This window comes from Pirellulales bacterium (assembly GCA_036267355.1).
Taxonomy (GTDB): domain Bacteria; phylum Planctomycetota; class Planctomycetia; order Pirellulales; family DATAWG01; genus DATAWG01.
In genome coordinates this window covers 21,124-47,926 of record DATAWG010000053.1, presented here as the reverse complement: position 1 = coordinate 47,926, position 26,803 = coordinate 21,124, and the positions used below count along the sequence as shown (strand labels likewise).

Sequence of the window (26,803 nt, the reverse complement as noted above, 5' to 3'; positions counted from 1 at the left end):
AGGAATTTTCGGCCGGATCCGGCCCAGGGAAGACTGGCAACCTCACTGCCAATTGCGGAATTCGGCTGGCGCCTTCCCTGGACTTGCGCCCCGGAGGAGATGCCCAGCCCTCACTTACCGCGACGCTATAGATGAGACATTCCGAAAAGATGCACCAACCGGCCTCCGACCCACGCACCCGCAACCTTTATTCTAATCCAATTCCTCCAGCCACAAGCGAATTTCGTTTTCATATTCGCTGGCCAGCCCGCCGACGATGAGCTGCCGATGGAACGCAGCCGCCCCATCTTTCACCAGGTCGGCCGCCTCGGCCGTCGGGTAGCGACGCATCGGGTCGGGCGCGATCAACGTGCGGCAGAAGTTCATCAGCAATTCGTTGCACACGACTTCTTGCGGCAAAATCAGCGGCAATCGCTGGGCCAAGAATCGCTTCGCTTCGAGCAACTCGCGATAGCTCGTCAGCCCGGCGAACGGCGGCCGGCCCGAGAGCATTTCGATCAGCACATAGCCCAAGCTGGCGAGGTCGGATCGCGGCGTGTAGTCGCCCCCTTCGAGCACTTCCGGCGCGGTGTAGACCGGCGTGCAGGTGCGCTGCGGCGGCACCGCATCCAGGGCAAACGCCGACCCGATGTCGACGATCTTGGCATTGCCTGTCCGCTTGAGCATGATGTTCGACGGCTTCACATCGCCATGCACGATGTCTTCGCGATGCAGCGCCGCGAGCGCCGCCAGGCATTCGCGCACGATCGCCACGGCGATGCCCGGCTTGAGCCGCGGCTGCGAGGGCCCCGCCGTCACGATCACGTTGTTCAAATATTCCCAGCGATGCGGCGTCATCCGATCGCGGAAGCGATCGAGCATGCTGTGCGTCAGCAATCGGCTCAGATCGTAGCCGTCGATCCATTCCATTTCCATGAGCCGGATGCGGCTGCGATCGACGAAGTTGTGCACGTCGAGCAGGTTGTCTTGCTGGATCTGCGCGACCCGGGCCGCGACGCGAGCGATCCGCCCCATCGCTTCATCATAGGCACGGGCGTCTTCGTAGCGTTCGGGCGAAAAAATCTTGAGCGCCACCGGCAGCGTGAATCCATCCGTGCCGCGGCGCTGCGAAAGATACACGACCCCCTGGCCCCCGGATCCGAGCAGCCGCAGCAGCCGATGATGCTCGGTCCAATTCATCCGCTGATCTTCGACCAGCGACGTGTAGCGGGCGAGCAATTCGTCGGGACAGCGCTTGGCCAATTGGCCGCCGAAGGTCAGCGTCGCCTTGCCGTCTTGGAATGTGGTCGTGTTGTTCATGGCGTGCAAATTCGGCTTGGCCTGGGGTGTCCGTGCCGATCGTCCTTCCGTTGACAGAGGTTCTATCTTAGGCACACGCCCTTTGAGCGGTAAAGGCCGTCAATCAAGCGGCAACCCGCATTCCTTGCAATTGCGGTGGGCGATTGACTGCGCGCCGATTGTGTGCCGGATCGGGCGACGTGTGGATAGTGAGCGGCAAGGCGCTTGGCCGCCGGTTCTTCGACCGTTGCGCCGCATTCGACCGGCGGGCTAGCGCCTTGCCGCTCACGGATCCCGACTTACGGACTGCCTTCGTGCGACTCACTCTTTCCCCGCAGCGTTTCGCACCGGGAAGCCCAGCCGCTTGTCCACTAAGTTTAACAACGGTTCGCCGGATTGATAGCGCCGCAAATTCTCGCAGAAGAAATCGGTCATGTCGTCGATGCGCCGCGCGCTCTGCCCGCCGACGTGCGGCGTGACGATCACATTCGGCAAATCCCACAGCCGGCTCGCGGCAGGCAACGGCTCTTCCGCGGCGACATCCAATCCCGCCCCGCTCAAATGCCCCGAATCCAGCGCCCCCACCAAATCGGCCTCGACAATCAATTGCCCCCGCGCGACATTCATCAGCACCGCGCCGGGCTTCAGCATCGCCAGCCGGCGGGCGTCGATCATCCATCGCGTCTGGTCCGTCAGCGGCACGCTCAGAATCAACACGTCGACCAGCCGCAACAGATCGTGCAGTCGATCGGCGGGCCACAGCGATTCCACATGCGGCGGCCGGTCGACCGGGAACATGTCGGTCGCCAGAATCCGCGTCTTGAACGGCGCGAGCACTTCCGCCACGCGCCGGCCAACGCCTCCCAAGCCGACGATGCCGATCGTCTTGCCGTGCAGATCGCTGGTCGGCCGGCGAATGTATTCCTTCTTTTGCTGGGCTCGAAAAAAGACCGGCAGGCTCCGCAACAGGCCGGTGAGCAGGGCCACGGTGTGCTCCGCCACCTGATCGGCCAACACGCCCGAGGCACTGGTCACGATGATCTCCGATTCGACCACCGACGGCACGAGGCAATGGTCCAACCCCGCGGCCGACGATTGAATCCACCGCAACCGACGGCCGCGCACGACCTCGTCCCACGGCACCGGCACTTTCGCATGCCCGCAAAAAAGATCGGCGGCCGGCAATTCCTCGGCCACGCGCTGTTGGCCGGCGTCGACAATTTCCGCCCCCGGCGCCGCGGCTTGAATCTGCGCGACATGCCGCTGTTCAACCGGATAGCAGAGAACGATTCGCATTGACGACTTTGATAATTCGATTGAATGAATGAATTTGAAAGGCCTGTTTCAGCCCGGTTCGCCGGGCTTCCAGCGAAGCGGTCGTAGGCCCGGCATTCATGCCGGGTACTCGGGAGACCAATTAAATTTCCCCCCCGTAGGGCCATGCTCGGGGCTCGGCGACAACGAATTCTCTAACCGCGAAACCCCCCGTAAACGGCGGGCCTAATATCAAGCGACCATACCAGCGGTGCATTTGCAGGATGTGCGGACGGATCGGTCCGTTTTCTCAGCAACGAAACCGATCGTAAAAAGCTCGCCGAAATGCTCGATCTCGACGGCTGTCCCGACTTGTCGGCGAATTGATGCGGCAGCGAAAGAAATTCGCACAGCCGGCGAATGCCTTCGCCGTATTCGCGTCGTTCGCGCATTTCGTGGTTTCCCTGCTTCGTCGCGCCGCTCAGCCGGTGACGGGCTTGCGCTCGAAGCGGTCCCAGCCGGCTTGCATCCAGTCGAGCAGTTTGCCGGCTTTGTTTTTGGGGCGGAATTTCCACACCACCGATTCGTAATTGAATTTCACCGTCTCTTCCGGATCTTCGCCGTCGGAAATGTCGACGCCGAATTCGCTGATGTAGACGTTCTTCATCTCGATCTTCAAATAGAACTCTTTTTCATCCGCGCGGCTGAAGACGAGATTCACGCCTTTGAGCAATTCGCCGCTGGAACACGTCGATTGCAAGAACAGCGAGCCGCGATCGAACGTACGCTTGACTTCCACATCCCCGGCTTCGGAATACGGAACATGCCGAGCCTTGCCGGACGCTTCGAATTTGCCGACCTCGGTGGTCACCGATTGGCTGATGCTCTTGACCGGCAGCCAGCCCTTGTCTTCGAAGGTGCCGGCGGGTAGATCGAGGATTTGCAGGAATGTAGGCATGGGGCAATAGGCTTGAGGCTGAAGGCTTGAGGCTTGAGGCTACATGGACGAAGACAATGAACGCGTGGGGCGGGGGCTTCCTCGCTGACGCTTCGGGCTAGTGTTGCGCCTCGCTGACGCTTCGGGCGCGTGGGGCGGGGGTTTCCTCGCTGACGCTTCGGGCTAGTGTTGCGAACGCTAGAGGTTCCTGCGCTGGCCGCGAAGCTGGCCATACTAGCCCGAAGCGTTAGCGAGGGACGAACCGCCGCAAGACAATGCTTGTTCTTGACTCTCTCAACGGCCGAAAAACTTATTCGATTTCGTAGGCGAAATTGCCCGATTTGTCGACGCCGATGTGTACGCCGCCGATCGAGCGGCCCTCGGCCATCCGGCTCAAAAATTCCGACGACAGCTCGGGCAGCAGCGTGCGCGAAATGATGTGGTCGATATTGCGGGCCCCGCTTTCGACTTCCTTGCAGCGCCCGGCGATCATCGTCACCACGTCGGGCGAATAGCTGAACTCGGCGTCGTAGTTGTCTTCCACCCGCCGCTGCACCTGCTTGAGCTTCAGCTCGATGATGTTGCGCAGGGCTTCGTCGGAAAGCGGGAAATAGGGGATGATCGAGATTCGGCCCAAGAACGCCGGCTTGAACACCTTCAATAGCTCCGGCCGCAGCGCCTCGGCCAGGCCGGCGGCGTCGGGCATCGTGTCGGGATCGGCGCAGAGCTTCATCACGGTGTCGGTGGCCGCGTTCGAGGTCATCAGGATCACGGTGTTCTTGAAATCGATGTCGCGCCCTTCGCCGTCGCGAAGCTGGCCCTTGTCGAACACCTGATAAAAGATTTCCTGCACGCCGGGATGCGATTTTTCCAACTCATCCAACAGCACCACGCTATACGGCCGGCGGCGGACCGCCTCAGTGAGCACGCCCCCCTCGCCATAGCCGACGTAGCCCGGCGGCGAGCCCATCAATAGCGACACTTTGTGCTCTTCCTTGAATTCCGACATGTTGATGACGGTCATATTCTGCACGCCGCCGTAGAGCAACTCGGCGAGCGTGATGGCCGTTTCCGTTTTGCCGGTGCCGCTGGGCCCGACGAGCATGAACACGCCGACAGGCCGGCGCGGATCCGTCAGCCCGGCCCGCGACGTGCGGATGCTTTGGGCGATGGCTTCGAGGGCATGCGATTGGCCGATGATCCGCTCTTCCATCTTTTGCTTGAGATTCAGCACGGTCTGAATTTCATTCGACACCATGCGGCCGACCGGGATGCCGGTCCAGGCGGCGACGACATCGGCCACAGCCTGGCCGTCAACGCACACCTGCAACAGCGGCGTTTCGCCTTGGATCTCGTGCAAATCGGCATTGAGCCTATCGAGCTCGTGGCGCAGCTTTTCGCGCTCGGCGGCCGTTAGCGGCGCGGCGCTAGCCGCCGGTTTTTCAAGCGTCGCCGTGGCGGCACCGCTGGACGCGCCCGCAGCGGCGCCGGCAGGGCCCGCGGCCGGTTTTCCGGCGTCCGGCTTGCTGATCGCCGGCTTGCTGATCGCCGGCTTAGCCACGAGCGGCCGGCCTTCGAGGCGGTCGCGGATTATGCGAATCTGCGTCACCAATTCCTTTTCTTTTTCCCAGCGCTTTTCCAAGGCATCGAGTTCGGTTTTCACTTCGGCGCGCTGCTCGGTGAGTTCGGCGACTTGCTCGGCGTGATCGCCGCCGGTGACATTCTCCCGCTCCAGCACGGCGATCGACACGCCGAGTTGCTCATAGCGGCGGCGCAAATCTTCGATCGCCGGCGGAATGGCCGCATGGCTCATCGCCACTCGGGCACAAGCCGTGTCCAAGAGGCTGACGGATTTGTCGGGCAATTGCCGGCCGGAGATGTAGCGATTCGAGAGCCGCACGGCTTCGACGACCGCTTCGTTCAAGATCCGCACGCCGTGATGTTTTTCGAGCGTATCGACCAGGCCGCGCATCATTTCGACCGCGGCTGCCTCGCCCGGCTCTTCGATTTTCACGACTTGGAATCGCCGCGTGAGGGCGGCGTCTTTTTCGAAGTATTTCTTGTACTCGGCCCAGGTGGTGGCGGCGATCGTGCGCAGCTCGCCGCGGGCGAGCGCGGGCTTGAGCAGGTTGGCGGCATCGCCTTGCCCGGCCGCGCCGCCGGCGCCGATCAGCGTGTGCGCTTCGTCGATGAAGATCACGATCGGCGTGGGCGAGGCCTTCACTTCGTCGATCACCGAACGGAGCCGATTCTCGAATTCCCCTTTGACCCCCGCGCCGGCTTGCAACAGGCCCAAGTCGAGCGTTCGCAGCGTGACGTTTTTCAAGGCATCGGGCACATCGCCGGCCGCGATCTTCAGTGCGAACCCTTCGACGACGGCCGTCTTGCCGACCCCCGCCTCGCCGGTGAGAATCGGGTTGTTTTGCCGGCGGCGCGTGAGGATGTCGATGATCTGGCGAACTTCCGTATCGCGGCCGAGCACCGGATCGATCTTCTTGCGGCGGGCCAGATCGGTGAGATTGGTGGTGAACTGATCGAGCGACGGGGTTTTGGAATCGGCCGCAACCGGCCGGCCATCGCCGCCCGCTGGCGCCGCGGCGCCGCTCGGTTGCGATCGGGCCAGTTCGGCTTCTTCCGCCGTGCCCGACGTGAGCGCAGCCAAATCCTTTTCCAATTGTTCGGCAGGAATCTTTGCCAACTCGGGCGAACTCGATCGCAGCCGCCCGGATAGATTGCGGTCGCTGAGCAATGTCACCAACAGATGGCCGGTGCGGATCATCGGGCTGCCATATTTCAGCGACGCGGTGACCCAGGCTTCGCGCGAGAGATCGACGATTTCGGGCGAAAGTTCCGGTGCCCGAGCGTTGCCGGTTTTCAGGCCGTCGAGCGATTTGGTCAATTCGCGATTGGCTCGCGAGGTGTCGACATCGTAGTGCTTCAGAATGCGCGTGAGGTCGGTGTCGGCCGGCTCGAGCAGCTTGAGGAGCCAATGCTCGATTTCGACGTTGTAGTTGGTGCGAGAAAGACAGAGCCCGGCCGCTCCTTCCAAAGCGCGGCGGGTGATGGGATTCAATTTTCCGACGAGCGACTTAAGATTGATTGCAGCCATGCCGATTCGCACCTGACGGGATGAGAAGTTAGAAATTGATGGTTCGAAAGCATCGAACAGACGCGTGCGCCGCAGCGGTGCGGGTCGCCGGCGCCGCGGTCCGTGCCATACTAGCCCGAAGCGTTAGCGAGGAAGAGATTCTGCGGCGGTTCGTCCTTGCTAGCGCTTCGGGCTAAAGGGGCACGCCCTTGCAGCGCAAGCGGTCTTGGAAGCCCGGCCAGCCGAGCGGCGCTATTTATCCGAATCGTCGTCCTTGCCGTTCAATGCGTTGCGATCTTTGTTCTTCTTATCGGCGCCGGTGACCGACGCCTCGCCCTTGTTGACGCCTTCGTCGGCTTTGTCCTGGACGTCGCCAGCGGTCTTGCTCAATGCGTGCTCGAATGTTCCTCGGCCCGTTTCCACGATCTTGCGTTTCACGTCGTTGCAGCCTGCAACCACCAAGATGCCCAGGCCGAGCGATAACAATAATGTAATGCGTTTCATAACCGATCCTCTCACGTAAGAACATGTTGCGCCTGCGGCGCCATGCGGGCGAGTTTACCACGCTCGCCGAGCGGCACGCAAGGAGCCGCGCCCGGCACATTGCTTAGCAACCCGTTGAAGTATTGCTTACGGCTGATTGTTTGGGCGCCATTGGCTCTGCCGATGCGCGAAATTGTCGGTGGTCCAAAACAGTGCCCGCAGGCAAATCTGCGACCAAGTTTCGAATTGGCTCAGATCGGCCAGCATTTCCTCGACCGGCCGGAACCCGGCCTTGATGATTTCGCTCTCGCGCGGAAAGACGGCCGGCCGCTCGACGTCGACCAAATGCACGACGCCCAAATGGACTTGGCCGACGGGGGACTCATCGTCGTTGATCAACCCGACGCATCGCTCGGTCGACGGCGAATCGACGATCACCTCTTCGCTCAATTCGCGGCGCATTCCTTCGAAATAGGGCGCCGCGGCGTCGCTGGTGCGATCGTCGGCCGAGATATGCCCGCCGACGCCGACGCTTCGCTTGCTGTGCAGCCGGGCCTCGCCCATGCCGCTGCCCCGCGTGTACTGAAACAGCGCCGTGCGGCCTGCGGCATCGCGATGCCGAAAGATGACGTAGGGGATCAACTGCTTGAAGCTCGGGTTCTGCTCCACCTCCGGCCGCGGCCGATAGCTGGTGTGCTCCGGGCTCAGCAGTTCGGCAAGATAGCGCTCGACATCGGGCGAGAAGCCCTGAAAATGCCCGAGCCGGTGAAACAACTCCGTGGGCACGACCAACACGTGTTCGGTTTGCGCTTCCAGCACGAAAAAGCCTCCATGGCAGATGGTCGGAGCGATTGCCGCAGCGACTCAATCGCCACGGCGCCGCCGCAGTATACGCGGAGACGCCGCAGTCGTGCTAGCGGCCTCGGGAGGAGGAGAGACCACGAATGAAACGAATCACGCGAATCGAGAACGAGGACCAACGCGCTGTTTGCCTCGTCTCTTCTTCGCGTAATTCGTGTAATTCGTGGTTTCGATCTGCTCTTCAAACGATCAGCATTGCGTCGCCATAGCTGTAGAAGCGGTAGCCGTGGGCGATTGCTTCGGCGTAGGCTCGCTTCAATAGCCTATCGCCGCCAAAGGTGTGGACTAGCACCAAGAGCGTGGTGCGCGGGAGGTGAAAATTCGTCAGCAGCGCGTCGACCAATCGGAAACGATACGGGGGCCGAATGAACAAGTCGGTCAACCCGCTCCAGGGGGAAACCGATTCGGCCGAACCGCTGTTTCCTTGAGCGGCGGTTTCGAGCACACGGACCGACGTAGTCCCAACGGCTACCGCTCGGCCGCCGTGGGCGCGGCAAACGTTGATTTTTTCGGCCGTGGCTTCGCCGAGCTCGCCCCATTCGCGGTGCATCGAATGGTCGGCGAGCCGCTCGGCGGTGACCGGCCGAAACGTGTCGAGGCCGACGTGGAGCGTGACGAAACAAGTGCCGATTCCGGCCGCTTCGGCGCGGCGAAGCAGTTCGTCGGTAAAATGCAGACCGGCGGTTGGGGCGGCGACGGCTCCCGGTTGCCGGGCGAACACGGTTTGATAACGCTCGCGATCGGCCGGCGCCATTTCGCCATGCCGGATGTAGGGCGGCAGCGGCACCCGGCCGACGCGATCGAGCACCTCGAGCGCTGGCCGATCGGATTCGGCATGCATGATCCAAACGCCGCCCTCGGCCCGCTCGACCAAGCGGAGGCGAATATCGTCGCGGCCCTCGGCATTGACGAGCGTGATGGTTTCGCCGATGGCCATTTTTCCCCGTCCGCGAGCCAACAGACGCCACAACCCTTGCTCGTCGACGCTCAGAAACAGGCCTTCCCAGCGGCCGCCCGTCATCGTGCGATGGCCCACCAGCCGGGCGGGAACGACCCGCGTGTCGTTCAGCACCATCAAATCGCCGGCCCGCAGAATTTCCGGCAGATCGCGGACATGGCGGTGCGATAGCTCGTCCCGCGCGCGGTCGACGACCAGCAGCCGCGCATCGGCCCGATGCGCGAGCGGCTCCTGGGCGATCAATTCATGCGGCAGTTCGTAGTCGTAGGCATCGAGTTCAGACATTTTCAAGGTTCAGGCAATTCCCAGGTTCTGACACTTTCCCGCCGGCAATCGGGCATGCCCGAATTCCGTTACGGCTGTGGTTCGAGTATAAGGCATTGGGCTCGTGCTTCGATATTGCAGCAAGCGGGCGAACGGACGGCCGATGGCAGGCGCAAAACATCCAGCGAGCGAAGGCCGCAACAGTGAACCTTTCGACCGCGAACGCCTTCCCAATCGCATCGCTTTTTGCATCACCGACCTGGATGTTGGCGGGGCCGAGCGATTTCTCGTCGAACTGGCGACGCGAATCGATCGCCGCTTCTTCGAGCCGATGGTTTTTTGCCTCGAACCGCGACCGGTCGGAGCGGGCGAATCGCTTGTCGCGCGTCTTGGGGTTGCGAATGTGCCCGTATGTTTCTTGGGCGCTCGCAGAATTGTGGACGCATGCCGCGTGCTCGGCCGATTGCGGAGCGAATTGCGTCGGCAACGGCCAGCGTTAGTGCAAACGTTTCTGTGGCACGCCAATGTTTGGGGGCCGATCGCGGCCCGAAGACTCGCCGCACAGCACGCGCCGATGTCTTACGTGCCGATCGTCACCGGTTTGCGCGTCGCGGAGCCACGGCGCCGTTGGCGACGGCCTTTGGAGCGATGGGCCGGGCGCTGGGCGGCGCGGCATGTCGCTGTGAGCGAGGGAGTGGCTCGGTTCGCGCGGGAACAGGTCGGCCTCGCCGCGGAAAAAATCCTGGTGATCCCCAACGGCATCGATGTCAAACGGATTCCTGCACTCCCGATCGATCCACCGCGGCTCGGATTGCGGGCCGGCAGACGGTTCTTGCTGTTTGTCGGCCGGTTGGACAGCGACGATCAGAAAGGGGCCGCGCGGCTTCTCGAAGATGCGCGGTCGCTACTGAACAGGCTCGAAGAACACGATCTGGTTTTCGTCGGCGACGGGCCGCGGCTCGATGCGCTGCGCCGGCGGGCGGGCGAACTCGGTGTGCAGGATCGCATCCATTGGCTCGGTTGGCGGAGCGATTTGCCTGCGATTATCGCGGCTGCGGAGATGCTCGTCGCCCCATCGCGATGGGAAGGAATGTCGAACACCGTGCTCGAGGCGATGGCCGGCGGCAAACCGGTCGTCGCCCTACAGAGTGAAGGAATCGCGGAACTCCTCGGTGATCTCGTGCAACAACACTCCGCCGCGCCGCAGGTCGTTTCCGCCGGCGATTGGCTCGGTTTCATCGATCGGATCGCAGCAATTGCCGGCGATGCGGAGCTTTGCAAACGGCTCGGAGCGGCGAACCGCGCTCGGGCGGAAAGCAAGTTTCGGTTGGCCGACGTGGTGATCGCCTACGAGCGGTTGTATTGGCAGCTGATCGGTGGCTCTGCCGCGTCATTTGGAGCGAAATAAAAAGATCAAAGAATTTTCGTAACCCTTTCCAGCGGTGCAATTAATGACGGCGATCGCCGCTTTGCGGCAAGCCACGTGGGAACAAATGCTTGACGCACGTCGAGATGTCGTTATGCTTTGGGGACATTTGGGACGGAATGGGGAGAAGTGGTGTCCAGCAACGAAGATTTCGATTGATTCCCCGCTCCGCAGGTCACCATGCTTCTCACCGGGACATTCGTCCGGTCGATCGATGAGAAGATGAGGCTGGCCGTCCCGAAGCAGCTCCGCGAGGCATTGGGCACCGCGGCGGAAGGAACGTTGTACGTCACGCCGCACACCGACGGATCGTTGGCGATTTATACGGAGGACTCGCTTTCGCAAGTGGCGGATCACCTGTCGGCCGCTTCTCCCGCTGGACAAGACGTGCGCGATTTCAATCGATTGTTCTATGCCCGGGCCCAGCGGGTGGAGATCGACGATCAGGGGCGGATTCGCATTCCCGCCGAATTGAGCACACTGGCCGGCTTGGGCCGCGAGGCGGTTTTACTCGGCGTGCAGGATCACATGGAGCTGTGGGACAAGAAGCACTGGGAAGAATATCTAGCGAAGCGGCAGCAGCGATTCGATCAGATTGCCGAGGCGGCGTTTACGGCCCGCGGTCAAGTGTAAACGAACCAAGCGGCGTTTGAGTCGAGTGGCGTTGAATCAAGCGGGCAGGGGGCATACTTCGAGCTCGCAGATCGGAAGCATCCGGAATTCGCACAAGTTAGCCCTCGGAAGTGTAGCGATGGGAGCAGTTGCCCGGGAGAACGGATTCGAACGGGATTGTCGTGTCGTGTCGTGTTGAAATATGTTCGTCGGCGATGGGGTCATTTTGCCGTCAGCCGTCGGCCACGGGCTGCCGGACCCGACCTGATCTACTCCTTGGCTACGATGGCCGAGGGCCGCGAACATCTGGATGCTGGACGGCTTGCCGCCGATCAGTCATCTGGAAGCGTCCGACCTGGCAGGGCTTCAAGGATCGAGGCCCCAGGTCGGCCGCTTTTTTTGGTTGCCGCATTTGACCGCACACTAACCCGAAGCGTAAGCGAGGGAACGCTCCAGGGCGGTTCGTCCCTCGCTAACGCTTCGGGCTAGTGTCGTATCCGTCGCGGTTCGTCCCTCGCTAACGCTTCGGGCTAGTGTGGTGTCCGTCGCGGTTCGTCCTCGCTTACGCTTCGGGCTAGTGTCGTATCCGTCGCGGTTCGTCCTCGCTAACGCTTCGGGCTAGTGTGGTGTCCGTCGCGGTTCGTTCTCGCTAACGCTTCGGGCTAGTGTCGTATCCGTCGCGGTTCGTCCCTCGCTAACGCTTCGGGTTGGTATTTCGGGGGCGATCGGGAATTGCCGCTAACGGCGAAGGTTGGCATCGGCGGCCGGTGCACTTCGCGGCGGATCGCCGGCGAACGACACGACGACGGCTTCGTTCAGCTTCCAATCGAACGGAAAATCGGCGCCGCTGCCGAGCGATTTGCCGCTCCGCTCGTCGCGGGCATCGCGAATCGGGGCGGCGAAGTGAAGCGTGATCGGCTGGGTCGCGGTTTTCAGTCCAACGGCGTTGCCGCCGCCGACGCCGCTGACGGCGATTTCCGGCTCCATCACGACGAATGCGAACGTGCGGCCCGCGATAGACCAATAGGTGATTTCGTAGCCGAATTCCTCGTCGCCGGGGTTCTTGATTTCCACCCAGCGGCGGATGCCGGCATCGTGGAGCGGCTTCATGAACACGGATCGCTTCGCCGCGGCAGCGGATCCGGCGACGCGGTAGGCGTTGTACCATTGCGGCGACAGGTTCATCAGCACGGCGGTTCCCTTGCCGAAGCGCGTCGCGTGCGCCACGCCCATCGAGCGCACCGCCTTGTCGAATCCGCTCGCGTCTTTGATCGACGTGTTGCCACGCGTCAATAGTTCGTCGTAGGTCTTGTAGCCGAAGTTGGCGTCTTGATCGGTTTCACACCAAAGCCGGTTGCCGAAGATATCGCCGGCGGTCATTTTCGGATCATGGCGGACGCCGAACATCTCGTCGAGCACGCCGCCCCCGGCCCGCCCCTTGCCATGCTGATCCCACAGGCCCGGCAGATAATCGGCGATCACGGTGCCGCCGCCGGCGCAGAATTTCTTGATCTCTCGCGCCTCGGCATCGGAAAGGCATAACGTCGCCGGCAGAATCAGCACTTTGTATTTCGCGGGAACGCCATGCTGGATCAGATCGACGTAGCTGAGCCAGCCGAACTGAATCCCTTCATCGCGGAGCATGTTGATCCAAGCGTGGCGCACGAGATGCGAGCCGCCGAGGCGATCGTCGCCATTGCGGTTGATCCATGTTTTGCCGTGCGATTCGGCATCCATGATCCAGCCCAATTGGATTGAGGCGTGGTTGTAATAGAGTGCCACGCCGTCGTCGATCCATTCGGCCCCGGAGAGCTTCTGGCTCACCTTTTCCGCTTCTTTCCAGTGCGGGCCGACTTCCGCGATCCAGGGCCGTGGCGTTTTGCCGTCGAACCAATGCTCGACCCAGCAAATGAAGCCCTTGTTGCCATTGGCCAGGTATTTCCACGTTTGCCAAATGCTGTCGGCCGAGGAAGTGTAGAAAAACGTGGTGACGGCGGGCAGAGCGTTGTGCGGATTCAGACCGCGAATGATCGATTGCGAATCGCCGGCGTTGTACGACTCGAGATATTGCACCTTGCGCATCAGCTTGGCGTAGTCGTAGCCGCCGAACGCGCTCGGGGCTTGTCCGCCGACGAAGCCGCACGGCGTGGCCGGGTCGAGCGTGTTCGAATAAGCGACAAGATCGCCGATGAAATTGAGCCAATACGAATCGTTGAAGGTCCATTGATCCATGAGTTGGCTGGCATCGAAATGGGCGATATCCCATTGGCGGAGCTTGGGCAGGATATCGTTGTAGCCGATCCACGAGGTCCATTTCGGCGCGCTCGTGCCGTAGATTTCCGTCTGCCATTTGGCGTACGCGGTGCCGTCGTCGGTGAGCCGCCACATCGATGGATGCGTGAAATGCCCCCACGAGATTTCGTCGTCGAGGGCATAGGCTCCGCGAAACGGCGAACGCTCGACTTCGCCGATGTTGCCCCGCATGATCTTCTCGAGCCGCGCGAGCATCGCATCGTTCACCGGCTGAACGCGAACGCCTGTCCCCTCGATGCGGCTTTTGTAGCGGCGGATGAATTCGTCGGCCCCTTGGTGCAAATCTCCCTTGCCGGCCGTGTGGTCCATGTAGAAGCGGAGCTGGAATTTATCGATCCAATCGAGCCGGCCGTCGCTGCCACGGTCGCAAAACGAGCCGTTCATTCCATTTTCGATCTGAAACCGGCCAGACGCATCGTTGAAGCCGATATTCCACTGGTAATACCAGGGCATCACAGTCCAACTGGGAAATGCCTTTAGCGCCCAAGCCTTGTCTTGTTTCACCGGCTGAAAATCGCGAGACGTCGTTACGTACTTCGCATATGCGTCGTCTTGCGCGAACGATCGAACCGGGGCGAGAAACAATACCATGAAGCAAATCGCACGGATCATCTTATTTCCTCCCATGTAATCGAAGGGTTATCGCAAATGGCCCGACGCCCACATTGCCCAGGAGCCCGCAGCGCTCGCATGAGAGCATTGCCAATTTTCCTTGCTAGCGCGGCGGGCTGCTGGGCATCGAACGTTCGTTCGCTTAAATCCCCGGTTGCAAGGGGTAGCCGGGCTGAGTACGGAAGTGAGATTCGAGCGCGGCCATCAGCGCCAACACCAGGTCTTCTCGCCACGGCAACCCGATTACTTGCACGCCCATCGGCAGCCCGACGCTGGATCGCTCGGCAGCGATCGCGGCTCGATCGCAGCGGTCGCGGCGTGCCGGGCGATCGCTCTCCTCGTGCTCGCGAACCCGGGTGGCCGCGACAACGCCGGCCGGCAGATCGAGCAGGTTGGGCAACAGCGCATAGCTGGCCGCCGGAAGCATGACGAGCGACGAACCATGCGGCACTGCCGCGGTCGCATAGGGGGGCGTGAGGATCGCATCGAATCGGCCGAGCCGCATGCGGTTCAAAAATTGCCGCAAATAACGTTGCCGCTCCGCCACCAGCCGCCAATACGTGCGGGCGGAAATCGCCCCGGCCGCGCGCACCAATTGGGCCGTACGCCCTTCGCCGATCAATTCCAATAGCGAACAAACCATCGGCCGTAGCGAACGTGGCAATCGAGCCCAGCGCAGCAAGCGGCGAAGGCGCCAATCGACGCGGCTCGAGCCGAGCAACTCGCGAATTCCTCGGCCGCCATCCGCGCCGGTTAATCCGAAATACAACCGCATCGCCTCGCCGACATCGGGCGGATCGAATGGTTCGACCGTGGCCCCGTGCGACCGCACCGCCGCCGCCGCTTCGACCACCGCGCGGCGCGCTGCCGGCGCCGCCGGGAAATAACCATCCTCCGTCCAATACGCGACGCGCAGCGATCCGACTTCCACATCCGCCGGATCGCGCCATGCCACCGGTGGCACGTCCGTGTCGATCCAACCCGACTTGCCACGGCTGGAGAATTCAAATCCATCGGTCGCATCGGCCGAGCGACTGTCGGCCGAGCCACTATCGGCCCCGGTCAGCACGCGCATCGCTAGCGCCAAATCCTCGACATGCCGCGCCATCGGGCCGGGTTGGATTGGAAAGGCATTGAAACCCTCGAGTGCATTCGAGCTGCCAGCGCAAGTGATGCGGCCGCCGGTGGGCTTCAGGCCATGAATTCCGCAAACATGGGCCGGTTGGCGGATGCTGCCGCCGAGATCGCTCCCCAAGCCAAGCGGCACGCCGCCGGCAGCAATAATGGCCGCCTCGCCGCCGCTCGAACCGCCTGCCGCACGGCCAATATCCCAGGGATTGTTCGTTCGGCCGAAGAGCGGATTGTCCGTCTCGTAGAGCAACATGAGCTGCGGCACATTCGTCTTGCCGACGACGATCGCGCCGGCAGCCCGCAATCGGGCGACGAGCGTTCCATCGGTGCGGGCGGTGGAGTTCGTGCGGCGGCGAACGCCCAGCGTTGTCGCCGTGCCCGCGAGTTGGAAACATTCCTTGACGGTGATCGGCACTCCGGCCAACGGCCCAAGAGGCGAGCCGCGGCGGCGGCAATCGTCGACCGCCCGCGCTTCGGCCCGCGCCGCGTCGAACCGCCGCACGACAACGGCATTCAGCTTCCGATCGACATCTTCGATTCGCGTGAGATGCGGCTCGAGCACTTCGACGGCGGATAGCTCGCCGGCGGCGATATGCCGAGCGATGGTCGCGGCGCTCGGCGGATGCTTCCAGACGGATGAAACAATCGCCGTGCGACCGTCGGGCATGGAGGGAGCACAGGTGAGGGCGAGGGGTGAGGAATGCAACGAGCCCGCGGCGCTAGCAAGGAAGTTTCGGTATTCCCTTGCGAGCGCAGCAGGCTCCAAGAGCGCTATTGAGCCGCCGGTTTATCCGCTGCCGCTTTATCCGCTGCCGGTTTATCCGCTGCCGGTTTTACGGGCGCCGCGTTGTCTGTGGCTGGTTTATCGGTCGCGGATTTATCGGTCGCGGGTTTATCGGTCGCGGGTTTATCGGCGGGCGGCGGAGCGGCGGATTTGTCGTCGGACGAGGGTAGGATTTCGATCGCCGTGCCGCCGTCGTCGGCGTTGAGCAGGCCGAGCACGACAACCGGCGAACCCTCGGCCGCCTCGGGCTTCTTCGCCGTCGTGAAGGCCAGCTCCTTGGAATCGCTCGGCATCTTGATATGCGCTACGAAGCCTTTGTCGGCCGGCTCGATCTTGACGAGCGTGCCGACGATCACCGCGCCCCCTTCCTTGCGCGATGGCGATGCGATCCATTTGCCGGCGAGCATGGCAGTCGTGTCGCGCTCGGCGGGCGAGCCCATCGTTTCGGCCAGCGCCGCGGCTTTCTTCCGCAACGCCTCGATGCGGGCGGCGAATGCCGGGTCGGCCGACGGGCTGCCGAGGGCCCCGAGTTCGGTGGCCAAGTGGCTCATCGCCTTGTAGTTGGCCACGCTGGCCTTGATCCTGCTCGAGCGATCGGCGCCCGGCGCAGCCGATTTGAGATTCTCCGAGGTTTGCTCGCTAAGCGTCAGTGCAACATCGACTTTGGCGAGTTGATCGGCAGCCGGCGGCTGTGCTTCGGCTGTGGGAGCCGGATGTTCGTCCGGTTTTTCCGGAACCGGCACGACCGGCTTTTCGACGGTCTTTTCGGGCGGCGCTTCAGGCGTTTTATCGGGCGTCTTTCCGGTGGGTGGAATGCCGGCCGGCAGAGTTGTTTCGGGTGGAACTGCCGGCGTTTCCGGCTTGGCCGGGATGGCAGCCGGTTTGTCTGGCGTCGTGGCGGGTTTTTCCGGTGTCACGGCCGGCTTATCCGGCTTTGCGGTCGGGTCTTCGAAGGCCGGAGCAACTTTTTCAGGAACGGCTGGCGTGGTCAATTTTTCCGGCGTTTTGTCTGCTGTCTTATCGGGCGTTTTGTCAGGCGTTTTACCTTGGGTCTTGTCGCCGAAGGGCAATGCCGGTTCCTCGAATTTCGGCGACGCGACGCTCGGCACATCGGGCTTAGAAAGATCGGGCTTCGACGAATTGGGTTTTTCTAAGTCGCTGGGAGGAGCCTTCGTCGGATCTTCGAACGTCTCCAGCGGCGTCGAAGTCTTGTCGGGCTGCTGCGCCAGAGCGTTCGCTGCCGGCGTGCCGGGGGTTGCCGGCGGACCCCCATTGTCGGGCGAAGCGGGCGGGGCTACGGGATTCGCCACCGGCGTCGATCCGGCAGTCAGCTTTTCGGGCGTTTTTGCATGGTGGGCCGGCGGCGTCGGCTCGTCGGCAATATGCTTGCTGACGAACGTCGGATAGATCGATTTCAAATGGAATTGCTGTCCCCACATCGAAGCCTCGTGGTTGCCGATCAGCAAGAACACGCCGAACACGAGGTAGCAGCCGATCACGCCAAATCCCAAGCCCACCAGAACGCCGACGACCTTCACCATCAGCGGCGCTTGCCGCCGTTTTTTCGGCGGCGGGGCGGTTTTCACCATCGTCGCGATTCCGCCCATCGCCTGCTGCTCGTCGCCTCCATCTTCTTCCGCCCCGGCTTCGGCATCCGCAAATTGGAATTCCGGATCGCCATCGGTCGCGTCGCTGGGCTGGATCACGTGTTCGCCATTTGGTCCGATCGCGTGCTCGTGTTCGCCACCGGCCCTATCGTTCGTGCCCTCATGCACCTCGCCGAACAGGGCCTCCGACGGATCGTGTTCCAACAGACCTTCTTCGCCGGCATGCTCGGGGTGTTCGGCCACCTCGTGCGCGGCCAACTCGTGCGCAGCCAATCCGCCGTGCCCGATAAAAGCGCCCTCGGGATTCAGTCCATTGTGCTCGGTTGCATCAAGATCGAAATCGCCGAGATGTTCGCCAAGATCGTGCGGCTCGCTGCCTACCTGGTCCAATCCCAGCGGCTGGGCGGCGGCATGGTCCGACGGAGCGCCCGACGCGAGCTGGGCCGTGTGTTCGCCGTTGGCGCCTTGATCGGCATGCAGAAAATGCTCGTCGGCGAGCGGGGCCAACATTGCGCCGTGTTCGGGATGTGCGAGCGTGTCGGCGGGCGTGCCCATTTCGCCATGGGCTTGAAGTTCGTGGCCGGCCAATTCATGGACCGGCATTTCGCCCGCCGGCATGTTTGGAGCATGCATTTCGCCGAATGCCGCCATTCCCGCCGCGGCGGCCATGCCACCCGATTCAACCATTTCGCCAGCCGCGGCCGTCGAAGCAGCGGCGGCTGGACCGAGGATTTCCAGCGACGGCGGAACATGGTCGAGGGCCGTGCGGAGCGAGTATTGCCCGCCGCACAACGGACAGCGGACCCAAACCGTGTGGTCGTCGGTATTTGGCAGGGAAACCTGCAGATGACATTTGGGACAGGTGGCGGTGGCCATGCGAAATACTCCGGTGGAAGTGCAACGTAACCGTTAGTTTACCATCGCTGTTCGCCAAGTTGCTAGTGGGCGGCGGGGCAAGCGGTGCAAGGGGAAGCGGGGGCTGCGGCCGGACGCGCGAAATCGCAAGCGAGCCTCAAGCCGCCGCTAGGGAAAGCAGCTCGCTTGCGGTTTCGCGCGTCGGGCCGGCGTTGACGCCTCCCCTGCCGCCCCGGCTCGTGCTTCCCCCCTTCATCTTGACCGGCGACGGACGGTTCCCTATCCTTCGGCCCACCATTGCCCAATACTCCCGGCCGTTTTGTCTTGTCATTTGGCCGGTCTTTTTCGCCCACCGCCGGCGCGAGCATGTTCATCCTCTACCGATACCTGCTCCGCCAATTCTTGCAGATTTTCTTGATCTGCTTTTGCAGCATGGATGGGCTGTATATCGTGATCGATGCGTTCACGAATTTGGAAGAGTTTATTAGCTATGGGGAAAGACACGGCGGCGTGTTCGCGGTGATCGGGAAATACTACGTCTACCGAAGCCTGTCGTTTTTCGACGCCACCAGCGGAATCGTGGCCTTGATCGCGGCGATGTTTACGCTGGCGATGTTCCAGCGATTCAACGAACTGACGGCCCTTTTGGCGGCGGGTATTTCCCAGCGGCGGATCATCAAGCCGATCGTGTATGCGGCGCTAGTGATTAGTCTGCTTGCGGCCGCGAGCCGCGAACTGGTGATTCCACGCGTGCGCGACAAGTTGGCTCTCGATTCGCACGATCTGGGCGGCGAGCGGGCCAAAGAACTCCGCCCCAAGCGCGACGATTCGACCGACATCCTCCTCCGCGGCAAGCAGACCGTCGCCAAAGCCCGGCAAATCATCGAGCCAAATTTCATGCTCCCCCAGTCGCTCGATGCCCCTTACAAACAGCTTCAAGCGGCCGACGCCTATTACCTTCCGGCCGATGCCAAGCATCCGAGCGGCTATCTTATGACTGGGCTCACGCAGCCGAAGGATTTGGCCAAGCGGCCGTCGCTGTTGGACAAAAACGGCAAGCCGCTCGTGCTGTCGCCGCACGACTATCATTGGCTGAAGGAGGACCAATGCTTTGTGCCGAGCGATATCACGTTCGAACAACTCGTCGGGGCCGACGATTGGCTGCGCTACGCCTCGTTCCTAGAATTAGTAGCCGGGTTGCGTAATCGGAGCTTGGCGCTGGGGGCCGACGTGGCGGTGGCAATCCATGCTCGGCCGCTACAGCCGCTGTTGGATATGACACTGTTGTTTCTCGGTTTGCCGTTGATGTTGCAGCGGGGGAAGAATGTTTTCGCGGCGATTGGAATGTGCGTCGGATTGGTGGTGGCGTTTCTGATGTTGGTGATGGGGGCGCAATATTTGGGGTCGAGCTATTGGATCAGCCCGTCGCTGGCGGCGTGGCTGCCGCTGATGGTGTTTGTGCCGCTGGCGATCGCGATGTCGGACCCACTGCGCGAATAACGGGGTCTGGCTCATTTTTCGGCACATCGGCGGCCGGCATTGTCGAAAAAGCGCAACGCCGAAAAATGTGCCTGACCCCTTTGGCGCGGCCGACCCCTTTTGGCGCACCAACCGAAGTCATCCTTGCTAGCGCTGCAGGCGTCCGGGCCCCCGGAGGAGACGGTATCGCATGGCGGATTCAGACACTCCTTGGGTCGAAGGGCTGACGATCGGCCAGGCGCTCGCGGCGACCGCCGGCCGCTTTGCCGACCGCGATGCGCTCGTGTTTCCGCAATTGAATCTGCGGCTCTCGTGGCGGGAGTTTTTGGAGCGCGTCGACGATGCGGCCCGCGGGTTGTTGGCTCTCGGGATCCGCAGCGGCGAGCATGTGGCCGTTTGGGCCACGAACGTTCCGGAATGGGTCCTCTTGCAATTCGCCACCGCGCGAATCGGGGCGGTGCTAGTGACGATCAACCCGGCTTATCGGCCGTTCGAACTGAAATATGTTTTGAACCAATGCGATGCGACGGCCCTGTTTCTGATCGACGGCTTTAAGAAGTCGGACTATTTCGCGATGCTCGCGGAAGTTTGCCCGGAAATGGCGGCCGCCGAACCAGGCCAATTGCAGACAGCGGCGTTTCCACGCTTGCGCTGGGCGGTCGCCATGCGCGGCACACCGCGGTCCGGAATGATCTCGTGGGACGAAATGTACCGCCGTGGCCAAACAACTCCGCATTCGGCGATCGACGCGTCCGCCGCCACGCTCCGCCCGAACGACGCGATCAACATTCAATACACCTCCGGCACGACCGGCTTTCCAAAGGCCGCCACGCTCAGCCATCGCAACCTGCTGCTGAACACGTTTTATTTCGGCAATTGCCTGAAGCTTACCGAGCGCGATCGGATCTGCATTCCGGTGCCGTTCTACCATTGTTTCGGCTGCGTGCTCGGGACCACGAGCGCGGTCGTCCACGGCGCGGCGATGATCATCCCGGCCGAATCGTTCGACCCCACCGCCACACTCGACGCGATCGAGCGCGAACGGGCCACGGCGATCTACGGCGTACCGACGATGTTCATCGCCGAATTGAACGACCCGAGCCGGCCCGGTCGCGATCTTTCCTCGCTCCGCACCGGCATCATGTCGGGCAGCCCTTGTCCGATCGAAACCATGCGGGCCGTGGTCGGCGATCTCGGCTGCAGCGAGATCACGATCGGCTACGGCCAAACCGAAGCGTCGCCGATCATCACGCAAACTCGCACCGACGATCCGCTGGAAATGCGCGTGGAAACCGTGGGCCGGCCGATTCCGAACATCGAAGTGAAAATCGCCGATCCCGTCAGCGGCGCCACGCTCGGCGACAACGAGCAAGGGGAACTCTGCGCCCGCGGCCATGTTGTGATGCTCGGCTATTACAGGAATCCCGAGGCCACACGCGCCGCCATCGATGCCGACGGCTGGCTGCACACGGGCGACATCGCCCTGCGGCTTCCGAACGGTTATTACAAAATCACCGGCCGAATCAAGGACATGGTGATCCGCGGCGGCGAAAACATCTATCCGCGCGAGATCGAAGAATTTCTGTTCACGCACCCGGCCGTCGAGCAGGCGGCGGTCGTCGGCGTGCCCGATCCAAAATACGGCGAAGAAGTCTGCGCATGGATCAAGCTCAAAACGGGCCAAACCGCCACCGAGCAAGAACTCCGCGACTTTTGCCGTGCCCGATTGGCATTCTTCAAAGTGCCGAAATATGTCCGCTTCGTCGAAGCGTTTCCAGAAACGGTCACCGGCAAGATCCAAAAGTTCAAGATCCGCGACACGATGCGGCAGGAACTCGGCTTGAGCGAACAAGCGACCGCATAGCGGCCGGGGAAATCATTGCCTTTCCGCCGCGTATTTCGCCGCGTCAAATTCCAAACGCGGAACTGTCGGCTAACCGCCCGAGTGTGTATGCTGCTCGATGCCCGATGATTATCGGATCTTGCAACGCATCGTGATTGGGGCGTGTCTTGTGACCGCAAAACTTCTCGACGGCAAAGCGCTCGCCGCGACGATCCAGCAGGAAATGGCTGCGCAAGTGGCTGAATTTGTCGATGCGCACGGCGTCGCGCCTTGCCTGGCTGCGGTGCTCGTTGGCAATGATCCGGCGAGCGAAGTCTATGTTCGCAACAAGCAATTGGCTTGTGGGCGAGTCGGAATGGTGAGCCAGCTCTATCGGCTTCCGACCTCGACAACGACCGATGAACTGCTCGATCTCATCGCCACGTTGAATATCGCCGGAAATAGCGGCACCGGAAACAATGGTGCTCCGGTGCATGGCATTCTGGTGCAAACGCCGTTGCCGCCGCAGATCGACGCGGCTCGAGTGTTGCGAGCCGTCAGCCCGCTCAAAGACGTGGACGCGTTTCATCCTGAAAACGTCGGGCTTATCGCGCAAGGCCATCCGCGATTTTTGCCCTGCACGCCTTACGGCATCCAACAACTGCTCGTGCGAAACCAAATCCCAATTGCCGGCCGGCATGCGGTGATCGTCGGGCGAAGCGATATCGTCGGCAAACCGATGGCGTTGCTGCTGGTGCAGCGCGGAGCAGGGGCCGATGCGACCGTGACGGTCTGCCATAGCCGCACGTCCAATCTTGCCGACATCACTCGGCAAGCCGATATCTTGATCGTGGCGATCGGCCGGGCAAGATTCATCACGGCCGACATGGTGAAGCCGGGAGCGGCGGTGATCGATGTTGGAATGAACCGCCTCGATGGAAAAATGTTCGGCGACGTCGATTTTCCATCGGTCCGCGAAGTGGCCGGCTACATCACGCCGGTGCCGGGCGGCGTCGGCCCGCTGACGGTGACCATGCTCCTGCACAACACGCTCCTCGCGGCGCACCAGAGCCCGCAGCAACCGGAGCCCGCAGCGCAAGCAAGGAAGTAACGAAGCGTGATGGCAATTGCCCAATCACCATTTCGGCCGGAGCAAAACGATTCCCTTGCTCGCGCTTCGGCCTCCTGGCTCAATTCGGCGGCGGGGAGGTAGCTACGGTCAACTCATCACGCGGTTGCGGCCCGACTGTTTCGCGGCGTAAAGCTGCTGATCGACGCGGTGCAGAAATTCGCAGGCCGTCGCCCTTTCCTCGCCGTGCGTCCGAGCAATGCCGATGCTGACGGTAACCCGAATCTCGCCTTGCTCGGTGTGCACCGGATGATCGGCGATTGTTTGGCGAAGCCGTTCGGCGACCTCGTGTGCCGCGGAGAGCGGAGTGTCGCTCATCACCAGCGCAAATTCCTCGCCGCCGCAACGGGCAAACACCTCGTCGCTGCGAAGCTGCGTTTTCGCTCGGCGGCAAATCTCCACCAGCACTTCGTCGCCCGTCATATGGCCGTGGGTGTCGTTGATTTCTTTGAAGCGATCGACGTCGAGCATCAGTACCGAAAGCGGGCGGCGGGTGCGGTGCGTGCGGTGCAGCTCGCGCTCGATGACATCCATCAGATATCGCTTGCTATAAGCCTGCGTCAAACCGTCGGTGATCATCATGCCGTAGACGGTCTCGTAATAGTCGGCTTCGATCCGGTCGGCCGAAAGAAATTTGAAAATCTGGTTGCCGAATCGCACGCGATCGCCGGGGCAAAGCCGCTGGGAATCGATCCGCCGTTCGTTGACATACGTGCCATTGGTGCTGCCGAGGTCGGAGAGCACGAATTCGCCGTCGAGGCATTCGAGCGTCGCATGAGAACGCGACACCGAATCGTCGGCCAGCTCGAGACTCGACGACGGGTCGCGGCCGATCAGCAGCATCGGATCGCCGAGTTGAATAAACTCGCCGATTCCTTCCGCCGGATAAAGCCGCACAAAGCAACTGGTGCGTTCGACGGCGGCACGGTTCTGTATCCGTCCGTTCAAACTATTCGAAAATCGAGTGGGAGCGAAATCTTGCATGGAAAAACTGCTTTCGAAATGGCCGCGATTCAAGGATGCTCGGCCGGACCGGGGCCGATTCGGAAGTAATGAACATCGGCCGGCGGCGGTCCGCCGCCAGCGCCGCGCGACTTGCCCGGCATCAGGCGGCTGATGCAAGAACATCGCGAGAGAATCAGCGCGATCAAGATCAGGCCGACCACGCCGCTCACGGAAAGGAGCGGTTCGTGCTTGGCTGGGCTACGGAAAGGCGTGCGACGGCCGAACATCTGCCGCAGCATCCAGCCGGCGGTCGCCGGGATCGATCCGGCGACGCGTTGCATACTGCTCCACATCGGCTCCGCGGCAGCCCGGCTCGCCGAAATCGAACCGGCATCCGCGCCGCGCGATGCCAGTTTCGGCAAATCCGCTCCGCGGGCATGCGCCGCGAGCGCCCTGGCCACTTCGGCGGGCGCCGGATAGCGCTCGGCCGGCGACTTCGCCATCATGCGATCCAAGCATGCGACAACGGCTAGCGGAATCCGCCCAGTCCCGCGCTTCGGCGACGGTGGCGAATCCGCCAGATGCGCTTTGATCTTGCTGGCCGGCGTGGCGTATTCCGGTCCGCTGAATGGAGCCTGGCCGGTCAGCAGAAAATAGAGCGTGCAGCCAAGGCTGTAAATGTCGCTGCGAATATCGACTTGCCGGGCATCGGCGGCTTGCTCGGGAGCAAGAAAATCGAGCGTGCCGATCATCTGGCCGGTCGTGGTAAGCGCGGTTTGATTCGAGTCGATCCTGGCTAGGCCGAAATCGAGCAGCTTGACCATGCCCAAGCGGCTCAACAGCAAATTCGACGGCTTCACGTCGCGATGCACCAACTGCTGCTCGTGCAAATGTTGAAGACCAAGCGCCGCTTGGCGAACGATTTCGCACGCGTCGGAAATTCGCAACGGTCCGACCGTCTTTACAAGCCGGGCCAAATCGCAGCCGTCGACGAATTCGGTCACGAGGAAATGCGTGCCGCCGACGCATCCGGCATCCATCGCCCGGACGATATTCGGATGGTCAAGCCTGCCGATGGCGCGGCTTTCGTGTGCGAAGCGAGCGACTGCCTCTGGATCGCCAAGCACTTCTTTGGCGATGAATTTGACCGCAACCGTTCGGCCAAGCCAGGTGTGGACGGCCTTGTAAACCGTTCCCATGCCGCCCGAGCCGATCGGTTCACCGAGTTCGTAGCTCAATAGCCGGCGGCGCGGGCTGCGCTGCGCCGGCGGCTCATCCGCGGGCGCAATCGCGACGCCCGCCATTCCCGCTGCCGGATGGCGCAGCGCTCGGGTCGGCGTGTCGTCGATGTCGATGGCGTCTGCGGCGGACATGTGAGATCGACAAAATTTGCTTGGCGATTGCAAGGGGGATCGTCGGCGACATCGGCCGCGCAAAGCGCGCCGCACGCCAAGCAAATATAGGACAATCCGCGCCGCCAGAAGCGCGGCAAAAGCGGAATAGCCGGCAAACTCGGACCAGCGTGGGCCATGGAAGCGCCGGCGGCTCAAGGGAACGATCGGTTCGCGGCGATTCCTCGCTGACGCTTCGGGCCAGCATCCGTTCGACGCACGCACGCTAGCCCGAAGCGTTAGCGAAGACGGCCGTCCGAAACGCCCAGGCCGTCCTTCGACGGCTTAGCAGTCTATTGAAAAAGGGGCAGGCACCTCGCGGCAAATGTCCGATAAGCCCGCCCGGGCGCTCGAAGCCAATCCCCTTTTTCAACGGGCTGTTAGAACGCCGAGAATTCCTTGCCGAGCAAGGCGGCCGCGATCTTCAACTTCAGGATCTCGTCGGTACCTTCGTAGATGCGGCACACGCGAACGTCTTGCAGATGCCTGCCGACGCGATAGAGATTCGACCAGCCGCGGCCGCCAAAGACTTGCACCGCCCGGTCGGCGGCGTCCCAGGCCGCGTTCGATGCGAACAGCTTGGCCTGCGCCACCTGCAGGTCGGCCGCCGCGGTGAGCGCCGCATCTGCCGGGTTCTCTTCCGCCAATTGCTTCGCTGCCGCGGCTTGCTCGATCATCAGCCCGCTGGAATTGCGGGCCAATTCAATCGCCGCCACATGTTCCTGCACCAACTGATGCCGGCCGATCGGCTTGCCGTGTTGATGCCGGGTGCGGCAATATTCCAACACCTCGGCCAGGCAATCTTCGATCACGCCCAAGCATCCCGCCGCCACGCTCAGGCGGCCGGAAATCAGCGTCGCCATTGCAATGCGAAATCCTTCCCCTTCGCCCCCCAGAAGATTTTCGACGGGCACCGGATGGTCGATCATTTCGAACATCCCGGTGTTCACCGTCGGCATGCCGAGTTTGGCCGGCAAGTCTTCGCGCTCGAAGGTGGCGCCGGCCGTGTCGACGATAAACGCGCTGATGCGGCGGCCGGCACCGCTACGTTCTGGATCACTGCCGTCGGCCGGATAGGCAAACGCGATCACCGTGTCGGCGATGCCGCCGTTCGAGATCAGATACTTCACGCCGCTCAACAAGAACCGCCCGCCATCGCGGCGATAGGTGCTCGTCATTTCCAGCGGATTGCTGCCGGCCTCGGGCTCGGTCAGGGCGAAGGCCATGATCCGCTCGCCGCGAGTCGAAGAGGCGAGATACGCTTGCTTCTGCTCGGCGGTTCCGAATCGCAGGATCGGATATTGGCCGATCGACGTGTGGCCGGAAAAAAAAGTTCGCACTCCGGTTCCTTCGCGGCCGATCCGCACCAGCGCCCTCGCGTAGGTCACAGCATCGGCCCCGCGCCCGCCATATTCGTTCGGCACCGGCATTCCGAGCAAATTGTATTTCAACGCCAGCGGCACCAACTGTTCGTTCTGCCGGCGTTCGAGATAGTGCAAATCTTCGATCGGACGCAACTCACGGCAGAAGGCGTCGACATCGGCGAGGAGGGACATACGAAACAGGGGTCAGGG

18 protein-coding genes are annotated in these 26,803 nt (G+C 62.2%); 5 read left to right on the top strand and 13 right to left on the bottom strand.

Translation table 11 applies throughout. The features are described 5' to 3' along the window. Positions 1 to 192: 192 nt before the first annotated feature. From VHX65_08640 to queA, 7 genes are all read right to left on the bottom strand, one after another. A complete protein-coding gene (locus VHX65_08640; protein HEX3998601.1) occupies positions 193 to 1,299 on the bottom strand; it encodes a serine/threonine-protein kinase in 1,107 nt (368 codons plus the stop codon). Between the two features lie 300 nt (positions 1,300 to 1,599). Further along, on the bottom strand, positions 1,600 to 2,574 hold the full coding sequence (locus tag VHX65_08635) for a D-2-hydroxyacid dehydrogenase (protein HEX3998600.1): 975 nt from the start codon (positions 2,572 to 2,574) through the stop codon (positions 1,600 to 1,602). Between the two features lie 439 nt (positions 2,575 to 3,013). After that, complete coding sequence (locus VHX65_08630) at positions 3,014 to 3,490, bottom strand: type VI secretion system tube protein Hcp (GenBank protein ID HEX3998599.1); 477 nt, start codon at positions 3,488 to 3,490, stop codon at positions 3,014 to 3,016. A 289-nt stretch (positions 3,491 to 3,779) separates the two neighbouring features. Next, positions 3,780 to 6,578, bottom strand: a complete 2,799-nt coding sequence (gene tssH, locus VHX65_08625; GenBank protein HEX3998598.1) for a type VI secretion system ATPase TssH — start codon at positions 6,576 to 6,578, stop codon at positions 3,780 to 3,782. 231 nt (positions 6,579 to 6,809) lie between these two features. Continuing rightward, positions 6,810 to 7,061, bottom strand: coding sequence for a hypothetical protein (locus tag VHX65_08620; GenBank protein HEX3998597.1), 252 nt, complete (start codon positions 7,059 to 7,061; stop codon positions 6,810 to 6,812). 126 nt (positions 7,062 to 7,187) lie between these two features. Next, positions 7,188 to 7,859 carry a phosphoesterase gene (locus tag VHX65_08615; GenBank protein HEX3998596.1) on the bottom strand — a complete coding sequence of 224 codons (672 nt, stop codon included), beginning with the start codon at positions 7,857 to 7,859 and terminating at the stop codon, positions 7,188 to 7,190. Between the two features lie 223 nt (positions 7,860 to 8,082). Beyond that, positions 8,083 to 9,144 (bottom strand): tRNA preQ1(34) S-adenosylmethionine ribosyltransferase-isomerase QueA, encoded by a 1,062-nt coding sequence (queA, locus tag VHX65_08610; protein HEX3998595.1) that lies wholly within the window; start codon positions 9,142 to 9,144, stop codon positions 8,083 to 8,085. Between the two features lie 142 nt (positions 9,145 to 9,286). On the opposite strand from queA, the gene VHX65_08605 reads away from it, so the two are divergent. After that, positions 9,287 to 10,531, top strand: a complete 1,245-nt coding sequence (locus VHX65_08605; GenBank protein HEX3998594.1) for a glycosyltransferase — start codon at positions 9,287 to 9,289, stop codon at positions 10,529 to 10,531. Between the two features lie 198 nt (positions 10,532 to 10,729). Then, positions 10,730 to 11,182 (top strand): division/cell wall cluster transcriptional repressor MraZ, encoded by a 453-nt coding sequence (gene mraZ / locus VHX65_08600; protein HEX3998593.1) that lies wholly within the window; start codon positions 10,730 to 10,732, stop codon positions 11,180 to 11,182. Between the two features lie 717 nt (positions 11,183 to 11,899). Here the strand turns inward: mraZ and VHX65_08595 are convergent. The 3 genes from VHX65_08595 to VHX65_08585 form a co-directional block, all read right to left on the bottom strand. Continuing rightward, entirely contained in the window at positions 11,900 to 14,086 is a 2,187-nt protein-coding gene (locus tag VHX65_08595; GenBank protein HEX3998592.1) for a beta-galactosidase trimerization domain-containing protein, read from the bottom strand. A gap of 142 nt (positions 14,087 to 14,228) precedes the next feature. Further along, on the bottom strand, positions 14,229 to 15,884 hold the full coding sequence (locus tag VHX65_08590; GenBank protein HEX3998591.1) for an amidase family protein: 1,656 nt from the start codon (positions 15,882 to 15,884) through the stop codon (positions 14,229 to 14,231). A 104-nt stretch (positions 15,885 to 15,988) separates the two neighbouring features. Beyond that, a complete protein-coding gene (locus VHX65_08585; protein HEX3998590.1) occupies positions 15,989 to 18,484 on the bottom strand; it encodes a hypothetical protein in 2,496 nt (831 codons plus the stop codon). A gap of 276 nt (positions 18,485 to 18,760) precedes the next feature. On the opposite strand from VHX65_08585, the gene VHX65_08580 reads away from it, so the two are divergent. The 3 genes from VHX65_08580 (at position 18,761) to VHX65_08570 (ending at position 22,875) form a co-directional block, all read left to right on the top strand. Continuing rightward, a complete protein-coding gene (locus VHX65_08580; protein HEX3998589.1) occupies positions 18,761 to 19,963 on the top strand; it encodes an LptF/LptG family permease in 1,203 nt (400 codons plus the stop codon). A 169-nt stretch (positions 19,964 to 20,132) separates the two neighbouring features. Next, positions 20,133 to 21,806, top strand: coding sequence for an AMP-binding protein (locus VHX65_08575; protein HEX3998588.1), 1,674 nt, complete (start codon positions 20,133 to 20,135; stop codon positions 21,804 to 21,806). Positions 21,807 to 21,954: 148 nt separating this feature from the next. Continuing rightward, positions 21,955 to 22,875 (top strand): bifunctional 5,10-methylenetetrahydrofolate dehydrogenase/5,10-methenyltetrahydrofolate cyclohydrolase, encoded by a 921-nt coding sequence (locus VHX65_08570; GenBank protein ID HEX3998587.1) that lies wholly within the window; start codon positions 21,955 to 21,957, stop codon positions 22,873 to 22,875. A gap of 108 nt (positions 22,876 to 22,983) precedes the next feature. On the opposite strand, the gene VHX65_08565 is transcribed toward VHX65_08570, so the two are convergent. From VHX65_08565 to VHX65_08555, 3 genes are all read right to left on the bottom strand, one after another. Continuing rightward, on the bottom strand, positions 22,984 to 23,877 hold the full coding sequence (locus tag VHX65_08565) for a GGDEF domain-containing protein (protein HEX3998586.1): 894 nt from the start codon (positions 23,875 to 23,877) through the stop codon (positions 22,984 to 22,986). Positions 23,878 to 23,906: 29 nt separating this feature from the next. Next, positions 23,907 to 25,211 carry a serine/threonine-protein kinase gene (locus VHX65_08560; protein ID HEX3998585.1) on the bottom strand — a complete coding sequence of 435 codons (1,305 nt, stop codon included), beginning with the start codon at positions 25,209 to 25,211 and terminating at the stop codon, positions 23,907 to 23,909. Between the two features lie 398 nt (positions 25,212 to 25,609). Further along, on the bottom strand, positions 25,610 to 26,785 hold the full coding sequence (locus VHX65_08555) for an acyl-CoA dehydrogenase family protein (protein HEX3998584.1): 1,176 nt from the start codon (positions 26,783 to 26,785) through the stop codon (positions 25,610 to 25,612). Between the last annotated feature and the right edge of the window lie 18 nt (positions 26,786 to 26,803).

Excerpts from the sequence above, each read along its gene's own strand:
- VHX65_08640 (HEX3998601.1), bottom strand. The coding sequence starts at position 1,299 with ATGAACAACACGACCACATTCCAAGACGGCAAGGCGACGCTGACCTTC.
- VHX65_08635 (HEX3998600.1), bottom strand. The coding sequence starts at position 2,574 with ATGCGAATCGTTCTCTGCTATCCGGTTGAACAGCGGCATGTCGCGCAG.
- VHX65_08630 (HEX3998599.1), bottom strand. The coding sequence starts at position 3,490 with ATGCCTACATTCCTGCAAATCCTCGATCTACCCGCCGGCACCTTCGAA.
- tssH (HEX3998598.1), bottom strand. The coding sequence starts at position 6,578 with ATGGCTGCAATCAATCTTAAGTCGCTCGTCGGAAAATTGAATCCCATC.
- VHX65_08620 (HEX3998597.1), bottom strand. The coding sequence starts at position 7,061 with ATGAAACGCATTACATTATTGTTATCGCTCGGCCTGGGCATCTTGGTG.
- queA (HEX3998595.1), bottom strand. The coding sequence starts at position 9,144 with ATGTCTGAACTCGATGCCTACGACTACGAACTGCCGCATGAATTGATC.
- VHX65_08605 (HEX3998594.1), top strand. The coding sequence starts at position 9,287 with ATGGCAGGCGCAAAACATCCAGCGAGCGAAGGCCGCAACAGTGAACCT.
- mraZ (HEX3998593.1), top strand. The coding sequence starts at position 10,730 with ATGCTTCTCACCGGGACATTCGTCCGGTCGATCGATGAGAAGATGAGG.
- VHX65_08595 (HEX3998592.1), bottom strand. The coding sequence starts at position 14,086 with ATGATCCGTGCGATTTGCTTCATGGTATTGTTTCTCGCCCCGGTTCGA.
- VHX65_08590 (HEX3998591.1), bottom strand. The coding sequence starts at position 15,884 with ATGCCCGACGGTCGCACGGCGATTGTTTCATCCGTCTGGAAGCATCCG.
- VHX65_08585 (HEX3998590.1), bottom strand. The coding sequence starts at position 18,484 with ATGGCCACCGCCACCTGTCCCAAATGTCATCTGCAGGTTTCCCTGCCA.
- VHX65_08575 (HEX3998588.1), top strand. The coding sequence starts at position 20,133 with ATGGCGGATTCAGACACTCCTTGGGTCGAAGGGCTGACGATCGGCCAG.
- VHX65_08565 (HEX3998586.1), bottom strand. The coding sequence starts at position 23,877 with ATGCAAGATTTCGCTCCCACTCGATTTTCGAATAGTTTGAACGGACGG.
- VHX65_08560 (HEX3998585.1), bottom strand. The coding sequence starts at position 25,211 with ATGTCCGCCGCAGACGCCATCGACATCGACGACACGCCGACCCGAGCG.
- VHX65_08555 (HEX3998584.1), bottom strand. The coding sequence starts at position 26,785 with ATGTCCCTCCTCGCCGATGTCGACGCCTTCTGCCGTGAGTTGCGTCCG.